19 protein-coding genes are annotated in these 18322 nt (G+C 37.8%); 4 read left to right on the top strand and 15 right to left on the bottom strand.

The annotated features are described in order from the left end of the window. Positions 1–14: 14 nt before the first annotated feature. The gene (gene purH, locus DBX24_RS08950; RefSeq protein WP_160224632.1) at positions 15–1529 is read right to left on the bottom strand and encodes a bifunctional phosphoribosylaminoimidazolecarboxamide formyltransferase/IMP cyclohydrolase; all 1515 of its coding nucleotides are present in this window, start codon (positions 1527–1529) and stop codon (positions 15–17) included. A gap of 219 nt (positions 1530–1748) precedes the next feature. Here purH and DBX24_RS08945 point away from each other — a divergent pair, with 219 nt between their 5' ends. From DBX24_RS08945 to DBX24_RS08935, 3 genes are read left to right on the top strand one after another with little or no spacing between them, the layout of a single operon-like run. Beyond that, positions 1749–2369 carry a Type 1 glutamine amidotransferase-like domain-containing protein gene (locus DBX24_RS08945; protein ID WP_120488976.1) on the top strand — a complete coding sequence of 207 codons (621 nt, stop codon included), beginning with the start codon at positions 1749–1751 and terminating at the stop codon, positions 2367–2369. 39 nt (positions 2370–2408) lie between these two features. Next, positions 2409–4706 carry a DUF2339 domain-containing protein gene (locus DBX24_RS08940; protein ID WP_160224631.1) on the top strand — a complete coding sequence of 766 codons (2298 nt, stop codon included), beginning with the start codon at positions 2409–2411 and terminating at the stop codon, positions 4704–4706. Then, positions 4690–5946: a DUF3999 family protein gene (locus tag DBX24_RS08935; protein ID WP_160224630.1), complete on the top strand. Its 1257-nt coding sequence runs from the start codon at positions 4690–4692 to the stop codon at positions 5944–5946. The genes DBX24_RS08940 and DBX24_RS08935 overlap by 17 nt, the downstream gene beginning before the upstream one ends. A gap of 18 nt (positions 5947–5964) precedes the next feature. Here DBX24_RS08935 and DBX24_RS08930 read toward each other — a convergent pair whose 3' ends face one another. From DBX24_RS08930 to DBX24_RS08865, 14 genes are all read right to left on the bottom strand, one after another. Further along, positions 5965–6576 (bottom strand): sugar O-acetyltransferase, encoded by a 612-nt coding sequence (locus tag DBX24_RS08930; RefSeq protein WP_120488979.1) that lies wholly within the window; start codon positions 6574–6576, stop codon positions 5965–5967. A gap of 20 nt (positions 6577–6596) precedes the next feature. After that, a complete protein-coding gene (locus DBX24_RS08925) occupies positions 6597–7097 on the bottom strand; it encodes a hypothetical protein (protein ID WP_120488980.1) in 501 nt (166 codons plus the stop codon). Between the two features lie 147 nt (positions 7098–7244). Further along, positions 7245–7643 (bottom strand): HIRAN domain-containing protein, encoded by a 399-nt coding sequence (locus DBX24_RS08920; RefSeq protein ID WP_120488981.1) that lies wholly within the window; start codon positions 7641–7643, stop codon positions 7245–7247. Then, positions 7636–8427, bottom strand: a complete 792-nt coding sequence (locus DBX24_RS08915) for a J domain-containing protein (protein WP_120488982.1) — start codon at positions 8425–8427, stop codon at positions 7636–7638. Before DBX24_RS08915 ends, DBX24_RS08920 begins: the two co-directional genes overlap by 8 nt. 54 nt (positions 8428–8481) lie before the next feature. Then, complete coding sequence (locus DBX24_RS08910; protein WP_120488983.1) at positions 8482–9255, bottom strand: phospholipase D-like domain-containing protein; 774 nt, start codon at positions 9253–9255, stop codon at positions 8482–8484. A gap of 47 nt (positions 9256–9302) precedes the next feature. Then, a complete protein-coding gene (gene purN, locus DBX24_RS08905; protein WP_120489696.1) occupies positions 9303–9866 on the bottom strand; it encodes a phosphoribosylglycinamide formyltransferase in 564 nt (187 codons plus the stop codon). 22 nt (positions 9867–9888) lie between these two features. Further along, positions 9889–11067 carry a metallophosphoesterase gene (locus DBX24_RS08900; protein ID WP_309568990.1) on the bottom strand — a complete coding sequence of 393 codons (1179 nt, stop codon included), beginning with the start codon at positions 11065–11067 and terminating at the stop codon, positions 9889–9891. Positions 11068–11139: 72 nt separating this feature from the next. Then, entirely contained in the window at positions 11140–11925 is a 786-nt protein-coding gene (locus DBX24_RS08895) for a DUF695 domain-containing protein (RefSeq protein WP_120488985.1), read from the bottom strand. Between the two features lie 222 nt (positions 11926–12147). Continuing rightward, on the bottom strand, positions 12148–13005 hold the full coding sequence (locus tag DBX24_RS08890) for a tetratricopeptide repeat protein (protein ID WP_120488986.1): 858 nt from the start codon (positions 13003–13005) through the stop codon (positions 12148–12150). Between the two features lie 174 nt (positions 13006–13179). Further along, a complete protein-coding gene (locus DBX24_RS08885; protein ID WP_160224629.1) occupies positions 13180–13968 on the bottom strand; it encodes a tetratricopeptide repeat protein in 789 nt (262 codons plus the stop codon). Between the two features lie 228 nt (positions 13969–14196). After that, entirely contained in the window at positions 14197–14763 is a 567-nt protein-coding gene (locus tag DBX24_RS08880) for a tetratricopeptide repeat protein (protein ID WP_160224628.1), read from the bottom strand. A gap of 60 nt (positions 14764–14823) precedes the next feature. Next, positions 14824–15813, bottom strand: a complete 990-nt coding sequence (gene purM, locus DBX24_RS08875) for a phosphoribosylformylglycinamidine cyclo-ligase (protein WP_120488989.1) — start codon at positions 15811–15813, stop codon at positions 14824–14826. A 246-nt stretch (positions 15814–16059) separates the two neighbouring features. Next, positions 16060–17031 (bottom strand): iron chelate uptake ABC transporter family permease subunit, encoded by a 972-nt coding sequence (locus tag DBX24_RS08870; RefSeq protein WP_120488990.1) that lies wholly within the window; start codon positions 17029–17031, stop codon positions 16060–16062. Between the two features lie 30 nt (positions 17032–17061). Further along, positions 17062–17598: a TlpA family protein disulfide reductase gene (locus DBX24_RS08865; protein WP_120488991.1), complete on the bottom strand. Its 537-nt coding sequence runs from the start codon at positions 17596–17598 to the stop codon at positions 17062–17064. A gap of 109 nt (positions 17599–17707) precedes the next feature. On the opposite strand from DBX24_RS08865, the gene DBX24_RS08860 reads away from it, so the two are divergent. Beyond that, positions 17708–18319 (top strand): SanA/YdcF family protein, encoded by a 612-nt coding sequence (locus DBX24_RS08860; RefSeq protein WP_120488992.1) that lies wholly within the window; start codon positions 17708–17710, stop codon positions 18317–18319. Positions 18320–18322: the final 3 nt, after the last annotated feature.

The following is an 18322-nucleotide window of genomic DNA, read 5'->3' as shown; positions in this document are numbered from 1 at the left end:
AAGGGGCGATGCCCCTAGTGGAGAAAATGCCTGATACCAGTAAACAGCATAGGGATACCGTGCTCGTTGGCCGCTTGTATGCTTTCGGAATCTCGCATACTTCCACCAGGCTGTATGATGGCTTTGATGTGATGCTCGGCGCAGAAATCTACCACATCGCGGAAAGGGAAAAATGCATCTGAGGCAAGAACCAAATCTCCGCTAAATTTTTCTTTTGCCCTTTCGATGGCTTGCTGAGTAGCCCAAATTCGGTTCACTTGTCCGCCCCCGATGCCTAATGCCTGAGTTCCGTTGGAGACTACAATTGCATTGGATTTCACATACTTTACAACGCGCTGAGCGAAAAGCAGTGCATCGCGAAGCTCAGGAGAAGGCTTTTGTTCAGTTACGACCTGTATTTCGTTTGAAAAATGATGGTCACAATCCTGTACGAGGAGCCCGCCATCGATTTTAACCCAAGTTTGTTTATCGCTCACAGGGTTTTTTATCTTAATGATTCTGAGGTTTTTCTTCTTTCGGAGGATGTCAAGCGCTTCTGTACTGAAGTCTGGTGCCATTACGATTTCAAGGAAAGTTTTATTGAGCTCTTCAGCTGTGGGCGCATCTACCGTAAAGTTCATTGCCACAATGCCCCCGAAGATGGAAATGGGGTCGCATTCAAAGGTTTTTGAATAGGTTTCGAGCGGGGTAGAGCCGATGGAAACGCCGCAAGGGGTAGAATGCTTCACGGCACAGCACGCCAATTGTTCTTTAAACTCGGACACAACTTTCCAGCAAAGATCCATATCTCGGAGGTTATTGAACGAGAGCTCCTTACCGCCCAATTGTTCAAAATCTTTCATCGCACCTTGCTCCACAGTAGATACATAGTAGGCGGCGGACTGGTGGGGGTTCTCGCCGTAGCGGAGATCTGCAACTTTCTTGTACGAAGCGTTGAGATAGTCTGGATATTCGCAGCTGAGCAACATTTTGGAGATGGCAGCATCGTAAGCCGAAGTGAGATTAAAAACTTTGCCTGCTAAGTACTTACGAGTTTCTAAGGTAGAATTTCCTGTGGTTTCTATTTCTTGCTGAACTTTCTGATAGTCCGCCACATCGGTGATGACCGTTACCGATTTGAAGTTCTTCGCCGCAGAGCGGAGCATAGAAGGCCCACCTATATCTATAAACTCTACTTTCTCTTCTAAATCAATGTTTTTCGTAGCATTTTCAAAGAAGGGGTAAAGATTAACGATGACCATATCTATGAGTTCGATACCGTGCTCGGCTACGGTCTGGATATGTTCGGGATTATCCCTTAGGGCGAGCAGTCCTCCGTGAACTTTTGGGTGGAGGGTTTTCACTCTACCGCCAAGCATTTCAGGAAATTGGGTAACATCATCTATCGGGATGGGATGTGCGCCAGATTCCTTTAAATACTTGAAAGTGCCACCAGTGGAAATAATTTCATACTTGTTTTTCTCCAAGAACAGTGCAAATTCTGCCAATCCGCTCTTATCCGAAACGCTGATTAGGACTCTTTTTTTCATTTTACTTTTAATTATATGTTTAATTTCTAAAAAATATCTCGCAAATATACTAATTTAAAGAGGATTTTAGCAATGAAAATATCGGTTGAGTTAAAATTCTTGAACTTGAAATTCAGAATTTGTATTGGGTATTGCAGCTGAATTTCAAACTCTTGATAAGATTTAAGACATATCAGCGTTTTATAGATAAATAATTTTGAACTTAATACGAATCTAACGATGAAAAAGTTGTTTTTGTGCTCGTATTTTGCAGAAGTGGGAGAGCTTTTTAGGGATTTTGTGGATGGAAGTCTATATGGTAAGTCCGTAACTTTTATTCCCACAGCAAGTTTTTACGAAGACTACAGAGCTTATGTGGATGAAGGTAAGATGGTTTTAGAGAAAATGGGACTTGAAATAGAGAACCTTGAACTGAGCCAGAGTACTGCTGATGAAATCAAAAAGACAATAGAAAGGAACGATTATATTTACCTCTCAGGAGGAAATACTTTCTTCCTGCTTAGTGAATTAAAACGCTCGGGAGCAGACAAAATTATAAAACAGCAGGTTGCCAATGGAAAAATATATATTGGTGAGTCTGCAGGTGCAGCGGTAGCCTCTGAAACTGTGGAGTATATGAGAGGTATGGATGATGTTATAAAACCTAATCCACAACCACCGGATTTTATGGGCTTGGGCTTGGTAGATTGCTGTATTGTACCGCATTATAAGTCGTATCCCTTTGAGAAAAAATGTGAGAAAATACTTTCCCAGTATTCAGACTTAAAATTAATTCCCATAACGAATAAACAAGCAGTTAAGATTTTTGGAAAAAGAATGGAAATTCGTACCAGAGACTGATCTCTTCTGAGAAAAGAGATTTTTTTGTACATTTGAAAGATGAAAAAAAATGATTTGCTCATAGAAGAGCTGAGTGCCAGGTTGAAAGAGCTCAGTCTGCGGCAAGAGAGCTTTGGGCGGGAGATAAAAGCGATAGAAGAGCAGATTGCTGCTTTGGTGGGAGATGTGCATCCTGTACAAGTTCAGCCAGCCGAAAAGCCAGCGCCAGCAAAGGCTGAAATGGTGATAAGCCTACAAACTGACGCGAAGAAACCAGAGGCAAAAATCTCTGTTCCTAAGCCTAAAAAACCAGAGAAAACATTCAATTGGGAGAAGATTATCGGTGAGAATTGGATTAATAAAGTTGGGATTTTAATTCTGATTATCGGTGTGGCATTGGGTGCGAAGTATTCTATTGAGAATGACCTTATCAACCCTCTTACGAGAATCGTTTTAGGTTATATTTCTGGGGGAATTTTATTGATTTTTAGTTACAGACTAAGGAAAAAGTATGAATCGTATAGTGCTGTACTCGTGAGCGGTGCGATGGCGATATTCTACTTATTAACTTATTTTGCATATGATTTCTATTCGCTGATACCGCAAGTGCTGGCATTCGTATTAATGCTCGTTTTCACTGTATTTACCGTGCTGGCATCGCTCAGCTATAACCGCTCAGTGATAGCGCATATTGGTTTAGTTGGCGCTTATGCCATTCCTTTTATTCTCTCATCAAATACAGGGGATATTGTAGTGCTTTTCAGCTATATTGGATTGATTAATCTCGGTATTTTAGCGATTTCGATTAAAAAGTATTGGCGGTTATTGTTCTGCTCTTCGTTTTTCTTCACTTGGATAGCTTGTGCAGTTTGGTTAGTTTATGATAGTGATAATATTCATTATCAGAGCATCGCATTTGGTTTCGGGACTTTATTTTTCTTACAATTTTACATTTCTGGGATTGTGAATAAAATCATCAGCAATAAAATGTTAGATGTTGGTGATGTGATTTTCCTGTTGCTCAACTCATTTATATACTATGGGATAGAGTTTGGCGTGCTCTTGCAAGAAAATACAAGCCGATATATAGGGCTTTTTACGGTGTTTAATGCGCTGATACATTTTGTAGTAGGCGTTATTATACGAAATAAAAAGCTGGCAGACCGCAGTATTTTCTACTTGGTGCTCGGTCTGGTTTTTGGATTTATTACGATAGCAATCCCGATAGAATGGGATGGCAATTGGGTTACGATGCTCTGGGCGGTTCAGGGGCTGATTTTGTTCTGGGTAGGGCGAAAGCAGAAGGTGAAATTCTATGAATATCTGTCGTTTATCATACTCCCACTGGCGTTTTTTAGCCTTTGCGAAGATTGGTCAAATTACCATAATGAGATGTTGATTTTCATCAATCCGATTTTCTTTACTACACTGCTGGTTGGCACGAGCTTATCCGTTGTTCTCTCTATTTTTCATAAGAAGAACGATTTTGCAGAAAAAAATCAAAAGGAATTGCTTGAGATTGTGAAAGTAATATTTTCGGTTTTATTGGTGATTGTGGCATATTTCAGTTTCTATAATGAGATGAAATTATATTTTAGCCAATGGGAAGCCAGCACAATTTTGCATACAAGGAGTGAAGGGATTCGTTTTAATCCTGTAATTGAGGATTATACAGCGATTTATAAAATAAGCTATGCGCTGATATTTTTTAGTTTGCTTTCCTTCTTTAACCTATTGAAAATAAAAAGCAAAGCGCTGGGGATAGTAGCCGCAATACTGATTTTATTTTCGTTGGTTTTAGCACAAACGGCTGGTTTTTACTCACTTGGAGAACTGAGAGAGGCGTATATCCACAGAGCAGAGGAATTGTATTATGATATAGGGCTGAAGTATGTACTGGTGCGCTATCTGCTTTTGGTTTGCATCGCATTGGCGCTCATTAGCTTATGGATGAATATAAGGCAATTGCCATTTAAGGGAAAGTCCGTACAAATCAGGATATTAGCAGATCTGGTGGTTTATACCTCAGTCATCAGCTTTTTGAGTAATGAGCTGATTAATTGGCTCGCCATCAATCGATATGAAGATGTTTTCAAGCTGGGGCTAAGTATTTTATGGGGAGTTTATTCGCTCGCGCTCATTTGCATCGGAATAGCAAAACACAAGAAACACCTCAGAATAGGAGCGATTGTTTTGTTTTCTTTCACCCTTTTGAAACTCTTCTTCTACGATATCAGTGATTTAGATACGATTTCAAAAATAGTGGTGTTCATTATCTTAGGAGTGCTTTTATTAATCATATCATTCCTTTATAATAAATTTAAAGATAAAATATCAGAAAGTGAAAAGAATAATTAAATCGATAATTTTTGGCGGTTTTATTTTGCTGTTTGCTAATGGCACAGCACAGACAAAAATAAGCTATAAGAGGAAAATCAATGCAAAACAAAATTCGTGGAACTACTTCAGAATCCCCGATAATCTCTATGAAAAAGCAGAGCCCAGCCTTGCAGACCTTAGGATTTATCGCATTCGCCAGAAAGATAGTTTGGAGGTACCTTATCTTATCTCAGGAATTTGGGGAACTGAGGCTCAGACGGATGAGTATTTTGAAATTCTGAACAAAACCAAAACCGATAAGGGCTATTATTTCACACTCCAAAGAGAGGATAATCAGTCTGAAATCAGTGAGATTAATCTCTCATTTGATAACAAAAATTTTGATTGGAGAATTGATTTAGAGGGCAGTAATGACCAGAAAGAGTGGTTTGGTATTCTGGAAAATTACAGGGTTTTGTCCATCCAAAATTCCAAAACAGATTTTAGTTTTGAAAATTTGATTTTTGAGAAAACACGATATAAATATTACCGCATATTAGTGAAAACCAATGAAAAGCCATTGCTCTCAGAAGCTGCTTTTCAGAATGATGATGTTCTGAAATATCAGAAATTCAATGTTCATAAGATTCAGAACTTTAAGGTTAAAAATGATAAAAAATCAAAGACGAGTACAGCTGTTTTTTCATTGAAAAATAGCTTGCCCATACACTCATTCCGCATAAAGGTTGAAAATAAAAACGATTTTTATCGCCCAATAAGCATTTATGCAATCGATACTATTGCTACGGAGAAAGGCAAGCTGGCGGAGTATTCTGGCATTGCGGATGGTACGCTTTCCTCATTGAAGGGGGCTGACCTGAAATCTTATAAAGAGGTGCTCGCCAAGCAGATGATGATTGTAATTGATAATGGAGATAATCCACCACTGAAAATCTCTGAAATAGAAGTGAAAACCTATGAAAATGGGATCGTCTTTAAAGCCGAAAAAAGTGGAGATTACATTCTTACCTATGGTAATCAGCAGATTATCGACAGACCAAACTATGATATAGAAACCTTTGAAGAGAAAATTAGCAGAGAGAAAAAAGATACCGTAAGCCTATCAAATGAAATGATTGTGAAGCAAGCGGATAATAGAAGCAAACCCCTGATGGAGAGCGATTATTGGCTTTCAGGGATAATGATAGTTCTGATTTTGTTTTTAGGTTATTTCAGTTATAAAATGATAGCTAAAAAATCCGAATCAGAAGAAAATTAAGCGCAAAAGTGGATAAATTTATCCACTTTTTGTTTGCTTATATGCTAAATCTTTGAAGTAAAATTCTTTGTCGTTCTCATTGATTTCGCGATGGGCTTTACAAGGATTTCCGAAAGCCACGACACCGCTGGGGATGTCCTTCGTAACAACGCTTCCCGCCCCGATAACGGTATTATCACCGATGCAAACATTTGGATTGATCACCGTATTGCCACCAATCCAAACATTATTTCCTATACTGATCGGCAGTGCGAATTCTACTCCTGAATTTCGTATTTCTGCATCAATCGGGTGCCCTACTGTAAATAGAGAAACATTCGGTCCAAAGAATACATTATCCCCGATCTGAACTTTTGCACAGTCTAAAATTGTGGTATTGTAGTTTGCATAGAAGTTTTTACCAATCTCTATATTTGCTCCATAATCGCAGTAAAATGGTGATTTTATATAGCAATTCTCTCCAATTTTCCCCAATAATTTTTTGAATATTTCCCGCCGTTTTTCCTTCTCCAAAATATTGAGGTTATTCAGTTCAAAGACCAGTAATTTGGCGATTTTCCTCTCTTCTACTAAATCCTTATCATCAGAGAAATAAAGCTTTCCTGAAAGCATTTTTTCTTTTTCTGTCATTAGTGTTTGTTTTATTGAGTTTAATTTTGATTTTTCGAGTTGCTAAGTTCAGAATCTAATATCAACCCTTGTTTTCTAACATATTTTTCACGAGAAATTCCTATAAAGTGTCCTAAAAATAAACCTAAAATAATCCCCATATAAATATTTGTAAAAACTCCTATAACCAGTCCTGATAATGAAAGGTATATAAATGTTTTCCAATAGATTACATTTTTATGAAGATAGCCGTATTCTTTTCGGATATATTTTCTAAAGTTATAATAATGAGTAAGGTATTTTCCATAGCGAAGACTCCCATTTCTCTTAGTTGGAAACATATTTATAATAAAATCAATTCTATCTACAAAATCTCCATAATTATTATAAGCTAGGGTATCCATTTTGCTAATAAGAGCCATAAGATAGTAATATCCTGTTGTCTGTTTCTCTAATCGGGTGAAGTTTGATGACTTTTTATTTAAAGTACTCTCTAAATGATGAATCACACCACGGATATTCTGTTTTAAATACCAGTCCATTGAGATGTTTTTATAAATTTTAATCCAATAATTTGTTCAGAGTTGTTTTCAAATAGTTGTTGAATATCTCTTTCTAATTTAAAAGGGGAGATTTTCTCCCAGAAAACAATAGATTTTTTTGTTTAAAAAGCCTCATTTGTTATCCTATTAATCTTTTAAAAATACTTCCATATCTATTTTTAACCATTTCCCTTCCCATTCTTTATGGGTAGCTTTAGCATAAAACTCTTTGCCAGCATCCATTAGTCTGGCAATAGTTTGGTTCTTTGCTTTGGGAATATATCCGAGTTTATGCTCCTCAAATAGAATACAGATTGCAAATTTATCATACTCATTATCAGGTTCTCGTTTTAGTTTAAGTATGGATTCTTTTATAATGATCTTATCTTCTATCTCGCTGAGATTTTGGTGTGATGTGCCTGCTATAACAGATGCTAAAGCAAGAATATCCTCCTCAAATGCTTTAAAAGATATTGTCCCTCCGCTTACTAATTTTAGTAATGCAGGATCTGTTTTGCTAAGTTCAAAATTTTCTTGATTACTCATAAGTTTCTCTTATTAGTTTATAGATTTTTTCTTTTTCCTTAATTACTTTTTTTATTTCATCTATCTCATTTTTTAATATTTCCTGCTGTTCCTCTACCCATTCTTCATCACGAATTTGGTCAGCAATATTAAAAGGAAATTCCTTTTCAAGATTTGCAATATCTTCTTCCAACTCTTTTATACCTTGTGCTAAGGTAGCGGTTTGTAATAAAATTTCTTCTTCTGAGAGTTCCTCATTTTGTTCTTCAGATTTTTTCAAATCTTCTGAAAAAGCTACTTCTAATGCTTTAAGCCTATCTAAATCGCCACTTTTATATGCCTTATGAAATATATACCATAACTCTTTTTGATATTCTGTAAGATGAGGATTGATATCTGGATGCAGTGATTTTGCAATATTTCGATAGATTTTGCGGATTTCTGCACTGTCAGTTGGCGAATGTAAATTTTTAAGAAATTCTTTCCCCATTACAATCTTTTGCTTTTCTAAATGTACTTCTTCATATGCTTTCTTTATCATCGCCTCTACTTCTGCTTCTATCTTATCAAATGCTGGCTCTTTGTCCTGATTGATGTATTGATGACAAAACTGTATTTTCTTTTTTAGTGCTTTTAGTTGAATATTGAGCTCCAGCAATTCTATTTTATACTTTCCAATTTTAGTAGCATAAAGGGATTCCAGTTGTACTCTTCCCCAATTCATCATTATTTCAAGAGTATTGATAGAAGAAATATATCCCTTTTTAAGTTTATCTAATGATTCTAAAAGTTCTTTTCTATCCATAGTTTTGTTTTTAAAGCTAAATAATAAACTAAATATAGTAATTTAACAATACCTTTAATTTATAGGCTCTTTATATAGAAAACTTCCCCACGATTGAATATCTCTTTCGGGTAATCCAGAGTGATAAAAAAGTTCTTTGAATATATCTACAATTTTCTCTAATGCTCCTTCATCTGTGGTTCTTATTCGGGTTTCAAAATTATCTTTGGTACCGTTTGCTGTGAAGTTTAGCGATCCCATATAAGCAATTTCATCATCAATGATATAGATTTTACTATGTATATACATATTTTTATACATATTGAAATTTTGAGGAGAGACATATACCTTGAAAGGAAATAGCTGAGAGTACTCATAATTGTAAATCCGTTTGGATTTTATTTTCTCTTTAAAATAACTTCTAATCAGGAATATTAGAAGAATTGGGATTAATCCATAAATTAGTTTCATATCCCAGTAAAAAAATGCAGAGAGTGATAAAATACAGATTAATCCAATATTAGCAAAAAGGAGATATTTTACAATATCTAACCATTTATTTCTAATTCTTTCAGCTTCTTTATCTATGATTCTGGTTTGCCGAATAAGTTTATAAATATTCTTTTCGTAAGAAGAATCATAATAGTCTTCGATATTATCTGTGGTGATTAGATGAACATTGACACCTCTTGTATACAGATAAATAAGTTCTTTTATTAGAAAAGGAGATAAAAATGGGGAAACAATCTTTACACTTCGTTTGGCATTGGTAATATCATCTAATAGTTTCTTGCCTGCACCTTGACCAATGTATATATCGCAATTGGCTCCATTAAAAAAAGTACGCATAGTCTATTTATTTAATAAATTATTATTCTTGGTTTGTATTGTTTTTTTTATTTTCCTAACACCCTTCTAATCCCCTCTGGGAAGATTTTATGCTCTATCTCGTGGATTTTCTCAGCGAGGCTTTCTGGGGTTTCATTGGGAGAGAGGGGCACGCTACCTTGTATGATAATTTCCCCTTCGTCTATACCTGCCGTCACGAAATGTACTGTTGCGCCGCTTTCAGGTTCATTAGCATTGATGACAGCCTTGTGTACATTCATCCCCCACATCCCTTTACCACCGAATTTGGGCAGGAGAGAAGGGTGAATATTGATGATTTTACCCTTGTATTTCTCCGCAAAATCCTTTGTGATAATGGAAAGAAAGCCTGCCAATACTATCAAATCTGTGTTTTCAGGTAGAATCTCTTCAAGTTTCTCGCAGAAATCCTTCCCACGAGGGATGAGCTGATTGGATATCTCGTGATTTTTTGCCCGTTGGAGAGCATAGCAATCCCTGTCGGCTACTACAAGGCGCACTTGGGTATTGGGGATTTCACCATTTTGGGTACATTCTATAATTCGCTCTAAATTAGAACCCGATCCTGATGCTAAAACAACGATATTCTTCATTTCTCTAAGGTTTATTTTGGGGTTAGTCTCCGTCCTCTGGGCTTGCATTTTCTACGATTGCAGATGTATTCCCGTGAATATCCACCGCGTATTCCTTGCCATTTTCTACGAGCAATCCTTGGGTTTTACCGCCTGCGTGATGCACATCTATATCAATTACTTTCTTATCGAGGAGGTAGGTAATAGTTGTATGCAGTGTATGCCCTATAACGAACTTATCAGCACCCATTTTTTGTCTGATTTCTTCAAAATCTGACCTGTCAATATCTGCTTTCCCAAAGCCTCTGTACCAAGTTGGACTTTTAGCATACATATAAAGTCCATTGGCGAGTTTATCAGAGCTAGTTTGTGCTGATTTTGTATTGAAATAATACCGCCTTGCGATGCTGTTCATCTCTGGAATGGATAGATTAAGGTCGCTCACCTCTTTAGAGATACCCGCGTGTACGAATACATAAGAACCAATTTTTTCAATGATATTTTTTGTGCCCAGCCATCGACCAAGCTCGGTATTTGGCTTGTAGAAATTGATGTATTCCTCATTCATTAAGCGGGCATTTTCAAAATATTTCTTGCGCACATATCGGAAGTCGTGGCTCATATTCATTATATCGTGGTTTCCGAGTATAAAATGTACTTTCCCGCCTGCTTTTTCCGCCTGTTCTTCGAGGGAGTAGATGAGCCAGAGGGTTTGAGTTACCAATAGCCCTCTATCGAAGAAATCCCCAAGTGTAATCAAGTGCCCAGAACCGAAAATCCACTGATTATTCTTGTCAATGACTTTATTATTAATGAGGAAGGTACGAAACGCATTATATTCCCCTTCTATATCGGATATAGCGATGAATTTCTCTGGCATTGGGTAGACCGATGGTTGGTTTTGAAGCTGTTTTTGGATGCGGGTAGGGAAATGTTCCTTATCATTCACCAAAATCTGAAACTTTTTACCCGTTATACTTTTTTTGAAGTGCTTTGTCTTTACAATGGGAGTTCCGTTTTTCTTAATGACTTGCTTTGCGACTGCTCCCTCATCATTATAAAAGATATAAACCCCATCAATATCCGCTTTTGAGGTGTCTTTGCTCAATCTTTTCTCGGAGATGTGGGGAGTTAGTTGTGAGTAGAATAGGGTAGGGGCGCTCATCATAAAAAGCCCTAATGCGAGTAGTAATTTTTTAGTATCCATCCTTAAATTTCTCATTACGCAAATATATTTTATTTAGTTGGGAAATGCACGAATAAGGAAAACCTCCTTTTTAGGGGAGGTTTTAGGCTATTTTATAATCTGAGTTTCCCAGCCATCGTATTCTCCATTATGATCAAGGGCGATGTCAATAAGATTCCAAGTATCATCATCTATATCCTGTGGAGAGTTTATTTTTGAGGCAAGGATTTTAAAACCTACGGGCTCCGACTGTGGCTCTTCATTCTCTAAGTCTATCTCTCCAGCTTCTAATATTTTAAATCCAAATTCTTCTATTTTGGCCAGAGCGTTTCTCATATTTGTTTCAGTTGAGAAATAGAGCCAATGCTGTATCTCTCGTTCGGTACTAAGCTGGTCACCGGCCTCTTTGCATTGCTGACGAACCCTGTCATTCTGAATACCTTGCATTTCATAGATATTTGGGAAGAGGTACTGGAAATATGCTTCCCAGTTGGCATCATCAGAAATTTTAGTTTCTAAATTATAACCGAAATCCGAGGTCTTTATATCGCTTAGAACTTGCTCAGCACTGCTTTTATCCTGAGTATAATAGTACCAACACACCTCGCCTTCGCGAGTAACTACACCACACAAAATTGCTCCTTTGTCCTCCAATATTTGTGAAATTCTATCTTCTATTTGATAGATTTCCTCATACTCACTCTCTTGTGAGAAGCCTTCTTCTGTTGGGCTTTTCAGATTAGTAGTTATACTTATTCTATGGAAGTAGTCTGTAATTGGAGCCAACTGTGCTAGTCCCAAATCTACTCTGAAAGCGGCAGGTTTTTCAGCTACACTGCCTATATAGACTACCCAATCTTGTTCTAATTCCTTATTTTCCATTATTTTATTCATTTTTGTATAGTTTATTTATTTTTCGGTTATCATATGTGGATGAAAATCTGCTGTATTTAAGATTATTAGTTTTTAGGGAGTGGTAATAAAATTAGTTTTTTTCTCTAAAATTATTTTTTATAGTTAAGAATTAGTAGTTTAGTCTTTTTTTTGTCATAAAGTGTAATTTCTTTACTAATTTAAAACACTGTAAAGATAGTATATTTATAAAAGAATCAGGGTTTAATCCCTGATTCTTTGTACTTCCAGTGCTTGTGGCTGACCTTTTGCAGCAGCTTTTATGAGAAATTCTTCTGCTTTCTCAAAATCCCTACTGGTTCCTAATCCCTTAGCATAAATAATGTAAAGATTATATAATGCATCTATATTACCCTTGTCTGCCGATTGCTGAAACCAATATAAAGCCTTGTTATACTCTTGCTGATTAAAGTACATACGCCCTAAATTATTCTGTGCAGTTTCATTACCATTCTCTGCAGCTTTTTTATACCATAAAAATGATAACTCATCACTCTGCTCCACCTCAAAACCTTCTTCATATAAAGCACCTAAAATCCCCTGCGAGGTAGCATTTCCTTGCTCAGCAGCTTTTTCTGACCAGAACCTTGCCGAAGAATAGTCTCCCATCTTAGCATAGAGAATAGCCAGATTATTTAGTGCTAAATCATATTTTTTTTCTGCAGATTCCCTATACCATTTTATAGCTTTATTATAATTTTGCTTTACACCTAAACCATATTCGAATAAAGAGGCTAAATTATTTTGTGCTTCTCTATCGCCTTTCTCTGCAGCAATTTTTATCCAGAATTTAGCCTTGCTGTAATCCTGCTTTTGGCTGTAAATATAACCTAATTTACTTTTTACAAATTTTTGATTTTTCTCTGCTGCTTTTTGATACAAAGATTTTGCTTTTTCGTAATCCTGTTTTATACTTAAATCCTTAAGATAGGTAGGTTCTACATCGTATTGAGCAATGATGTGTTCCTCTGTATCATCACTAATAATTTCATCTGGATTTTCCTGTGCTTGTACATAATGATTAATAAATAAAGTAATAATGGTTAAAATTAGTTTTTTCATTAATTATAAGTTAAAGAAAAGCAAAGATAAAAAAAGTCAATAATTATGCTGGCTTTTAAATATCCTTAGGTCTTCTAATCCACTTTCTTCAAAAGCGCGGAAAAATCCTCCTGCGCCGAAACAAAAGGGGCGAAGCACGCCCCCAAATATTAAATCAATTTTTTCATTTTAGACTTACTTTTCTACGACTTTTTTGATTTTTTCCAACAGTTCTATGGATTCCATATGCCCTTTACTTGCTGCTTTCTCCAGCCATTGGATAGACTTTGCATAGTCCAGCGGCACTCCTTCTCCCATACCATACAACAAGCCCAGCTCATACTGTGATAGCACATAGTCCTGCTCCGCAGCCTTAGTATACCAGTAGATTGCCTTTTCATAGTCCTTAGTAACTATTTCTCCTTTACTATAAAAATAGCCTAAGTTATGCTGAGCCGTTGCTGTTCCCTGCTCTGCTGCTTTGGTAGCCCAATACACTACTTTTTCGGTGTTCTTTGGTACGCCGTAGCCATTATAGTACATAAATGCCAAATCATTCTGAGCATCGGCGTAGCCTTGTTCCGCAGCTTTGGTGTACCAGTCTACGGCTTTCTTATAATCCTTCGCAACGCCCTCACCGCTATAATAAAGAGTTCCTAAATTATACTGAGATTTTGTGGAGCCTTTTTGGGCGGCTTTGGTATACCAAGAGATGGCTTCAGGGTAGTTCTGTGGGATGCCTTGCCCATTTTCGTACAATATCCCCAAGGTTTCCTGTGCCTTGATATTACCTTTTTTCGCTGCTTTTTCATACCATTCTATAGCAGTCTTATAATCTTTTTTCTCTAAGATAAAATGGCTTCCTACTTCATATTGTGCGGTGGCGTCTCCTTTTTGGGCTTTCTTTAAGAGGTCATTAAAATTCTCCTGTGCAAACATAAAAGGGGCAGACAATACCGCTAAAGTTAAAATCAACTTTTTCATTAAATATAATTTTAGGGGAGCAAAGATAAGAAAGCCAGTATAATTTCTGATTTTTAGATCGGTTTAATTTTCTCTGTAATTAGAAATATTTCATTTTTTCTAATAGCTCTTTTTTCTGAGACCAGCCATTAGAATGCATTATTTTAAATTAATAGGCTTTCTTCTCTTCTTGTGCTGTGGTTGTATTCCTCTGCTTTGTTTTCTTTAAAAACTTAGAAAAAATTATTATTATTTTAGTACTTCTAGTCCTTCTTGAGCCCCCTTATGTCCTTTATCTGCTGCTTTTTGAAGCCAATATTTAGCTTTGGTAATGTCCTTTTGTACTCCTTGCCCGAAATAATACATACCTCCTAAACTAAACTGAGCCTCCGCAAGCCCTTGCTCAGCAGATTTTGTATACCAATAAACAGCTTTGGAATAATCATACGACACACCATATCCATCATAGTACAACAGTCCTAAATTATACTGAGCATCTGCATTGCCTTGCTCTGCTGCTTTCTTCATCCAGAAAAATGCTTTAGTAGAGTCCTGTGGAGTAGTTCCTTCTACATAATATATCATAGCCAGAGCAAACTGAGCATCTACATTCCCCTGCTCAGCGGACTTTGTATACCAATGGACAGCTTGGGTGTCCTCCTGCACCATGCTTTTGTCCTTTGTGTATGCTTTTGCTACTTCATACTGTGCGGTTGCGTCCCCTTGCTTTGCTTTTGCTAAAAGCGTATTAAAATTCTCTTGTGCAAAGATAAAAGGAGTGGATAACAGCGCTAATGATAAGATTAATTTTTTCATTTTATATTTATTTTTGTTGTTTTTTTTCTTGATTTTAATTGATAAATCGCTGTTTGTGCGCTATACTAAAGCTATTTTCTCTGAGTTTTCGGTGATTTCGCCAATGAGGTAGGCGTCGTCTAAGAGGTTGAGGACTTTCTCGGTGTCGGCTTCGCTCACGACAACAGTCATTCCCACGCCCATATTGAAGGTTCCGTACATCTCCATTCGGCTAATATTGCCCCTCTTCTCAAGCTCGAGCATTATGTTTGGAATGCGGATTTCCCCAGTGCTGATGGAGGCACAAAGCCCTTCGGGAATGATTCTCGGTACATTTTCTATAAGCCCGCCCCCTGTGATGTGGGCAATTCCGTGGAGGCTCACCTCTTTTAATAATTTGTGAATCGGTTGGTAATAAAGCCTTGTGGGAATGAGGAGGGTTTCGTGTAAAGGTTTGCCATCGAAGGTTTCATTAAAATCGGTGAAGACTTTTCGGACTAAGGAAAAGCCATTAGAATGAAAGCCAGAGCTCGGGAGAGCGATGATTTTGTCGCCTTTTTGAATCTTAGAGCCGTCGATGATTTCGTCTTTTTCTACAATCCCTACGCAGAAGCCCGCAACATCATAATCGCCTGGCTGATACATTCCTGGCATCTCTGCCGTTTCCCCACCGATGAGGGCGCATTGGTTGTCTTTGCACGCTTTGACCATACCGAGCACGATTTCCGCAGCAATGTCGGAGTCGAGCTTCCCACAGGCGAGGTAATCCAAAAAGAAAAGCGGCTTGGCGCCGTGGCAGAGGATATCATTGGCACACATCGCAAAACAATCGATACCGATGGAGCCATACTGCTTGGTGTCGAGGGCTACTTTTAGTTTGGTGCCTACGCCATCGGTACCGCTGACGAGCACGGGGTTTTTGTAGCCTCCGATTTCGTAAAACGCCCCGAAGCTCCCAAGGCTATTGAGCACGCTCGGATTATGAGTTTCGGCAACGGCTTTCTTGATTTTGTCTACCGTTTTGTAGCCTTCCTCCTTGTCGACCCCCGCAGATTTGTAAGTGTTGTTCATTTTTTCTTTTTTACTTTTTACTTTTATTTCAAACTTTCTTACTTAGATTTTCTTCAATAAAAAAGCCGACAATCTCGCAGATTATCGGCCTGTATCTTCACAGCAGAGTTTAGAGCTTATATTTCTCATCATAAAAACCGTAGTGCAGTTCTCTAAAATATGCTTTGTTTTGATCACTATTTTGATTTATTTGCCCACAAAAGTAAAAAATTATAATGAAAAACCTAAGATTTTTTTGGTGAATCACTATCTTTTTCCCTTGATGAGCATCATTAATATCACAGGAATACCGAAAATAGAGCTGATAATGTTGAGCGAAAGGCTCAAAACCTCCGAGAGCGCAGAAAATACCTCCATAATGAGAACGCCTAATGCCATATTAAGCAGCCACTGATGCCAGAGCCTTGACGGGTTGTAGAGGAGCCTGCTGAAGTGGGGAATAACGATGCCAATGAATAGAATACTGCCCATAAATGCCGTAACCGACGCCGAAAGCAATGAGGTGGTGATGATGGCGAGGAATTTTAGCCTGTGGAGATTTACTCCGAGCGAAAGCGCATAGTTCTCCCCAAGGCTGATGCCCATTAGGGGCTTGATGACCCTTATGCAAAGGGCTAAACCAACTAGGGTAGTGCCACCCAAGATGAAAATTTGGCTCCCCGAGAGCTGATTATTCGCTCCAAAGCTCCAAAGGATGTAGTTTCTAAGGCTTTGGCTATCGGCGTAGAACTGCAAGAGCGAGATAACAGCCCCCGCCAGCGCAGAAACCAAAAAGCCGAAGATGATAAGGAATGATTTATCGGCAATCCTCCTTGAAAATGCGAGGAGAATGAGGAGCATTAAGACGCTACCGACAATGGCGGATAGGTTTAGAAGGTTGTTTTGAAGAAATTCTGGGAAGAGGAGGTCCTTAGAAAGAAAGATGTACAAAGCTACGGCAAGGCTCGCCACAGCGCTGATTCCCAAGACCTCCGCACCCGCAAGGGGGTTCCTGAAATATTCTTGAAGCACAAAGCCTGCAGTTGGAATCGAGACACCCGCAATAAGCACAGCGATAACCCTGTGAAAGCGAAGTACCGCAATGTCATAATTCGGGCTGTTGGTGTATAAAAAATCACTCGTAGAGAGTGAGATGAAGCCCGTATTCAGGTTGAGAAATGCCGCAAAAAAAGCAAGGGCTACTAAAACACCGTAAAATTTAGTAAAGCCCCTGCCCATTGTTTAATTTATAAAATGAAGAGATAAATTTTAATTTAAGCTGCTCATCTTTTTTACGAGGATTTCCTTAGAAACACCTCCGCCTATTTCTTCTACTTTATCGCCCTTCCTCAAAATAGTAAAGGGGATGAAGTTTCCGTCCCAAGTTTTGAAGTTGGAAGAGAAAAAGCCCTCGTTTAGCGACTCGAAGTTTAAGAGAACAGTATTTGCAGTGATGCCTTTTGTATCAGCAAAAGGGAGGACTTTAGTCTCCCAGTCGGCTTTCTCATCAAGGGACACAAAAGTGAATTTCACGGGTTTGTCTTTGTTCTCGTCCATTACCTCTTTAAAATGTGGGATTTCCTTTACACACGGTCCGCACCAAGTAGCAAAGAAGTTGGTTACATAAAGCGTGTCATTCTTAGTGCTGAGAAGCTCGGAGACCTTCTCAGGAGTGTACTCCTTTAAGCTGAGTTTCGGGCTTTCGGTAGTGGTTTCAGTTTTGTTTTCTGTGGTTTCTACTGGCGCTTCTTTTTTACAAGAAACAACCGCCAATCCTAATGCTAAGGGTAGAATAAACTTTCTCATTTCAAAAAAATCTTTAATTTTGGATATCTAATTTATCGTTTATTTTTCGAGGGCTAAAAGTAGAAAAAAATTAGCACTTAACAAAACACAAATCAAAAACCCACTTATATTGAAGATATTAAAATTCATATTCAATTTCATTCTCAACCTTTTGGAAGTGCTCCTTATTTTAATGATACTGGCAAATATGTGGGTTTTCGCACTGACCAATGGGCGTACTTATAATAAAATCTCTAAAATACCACCAAGGGAGACCGCCCTTGTGCTCGGCACTTCACCAAAGATGAAGTCTGGAATTGCCAATCCTTATTTCGTAGCGAGAATGGAGGCCGTTGCAATGCTCTATCACCACAAAAAGATAAAAAAAATCATCGTAAGTGGAGAAAAAAGTGAAGGTTATAATGAACCATTAGCGATGAAACACTACCTAATAGAGCAAGAAGGCATACCCGAAGATGTCATCATAGAAGACCCAAAAGGTTTCCGTACTCAGGCATCTATTATCAACTGTAAAAAGGTTTATCACCAGAAGAATATCATCATTGTTTCACAAGGCTTTCATAATCTCAGGGCTTTATTCTATGCCCGAAATCATCAGATGAATGCCCTTGCATTTGATGCAGAGGATGTCCTTAAAAAGGAGAATTTTTACCGAAATCAGGCACGCGAGTTTTTAGCAAAAGTAAATGCCGTAGTCTATTATTTATTAGGTTTAGAATAAAAT

Source organism: Bergeyella cardium, from assembly GCF_009914665.1.
Taxonomy (GTDB): domain Bacteria; phylum Bacteroidota; class Bacteroidia; order Flavobacteriales; family Weeksellaceae; genus Bergeyella_A; species Bergeyella_A cardium.
This window is presented reverse-complemented; position numbering and strand designations above follow the sequence as displayed.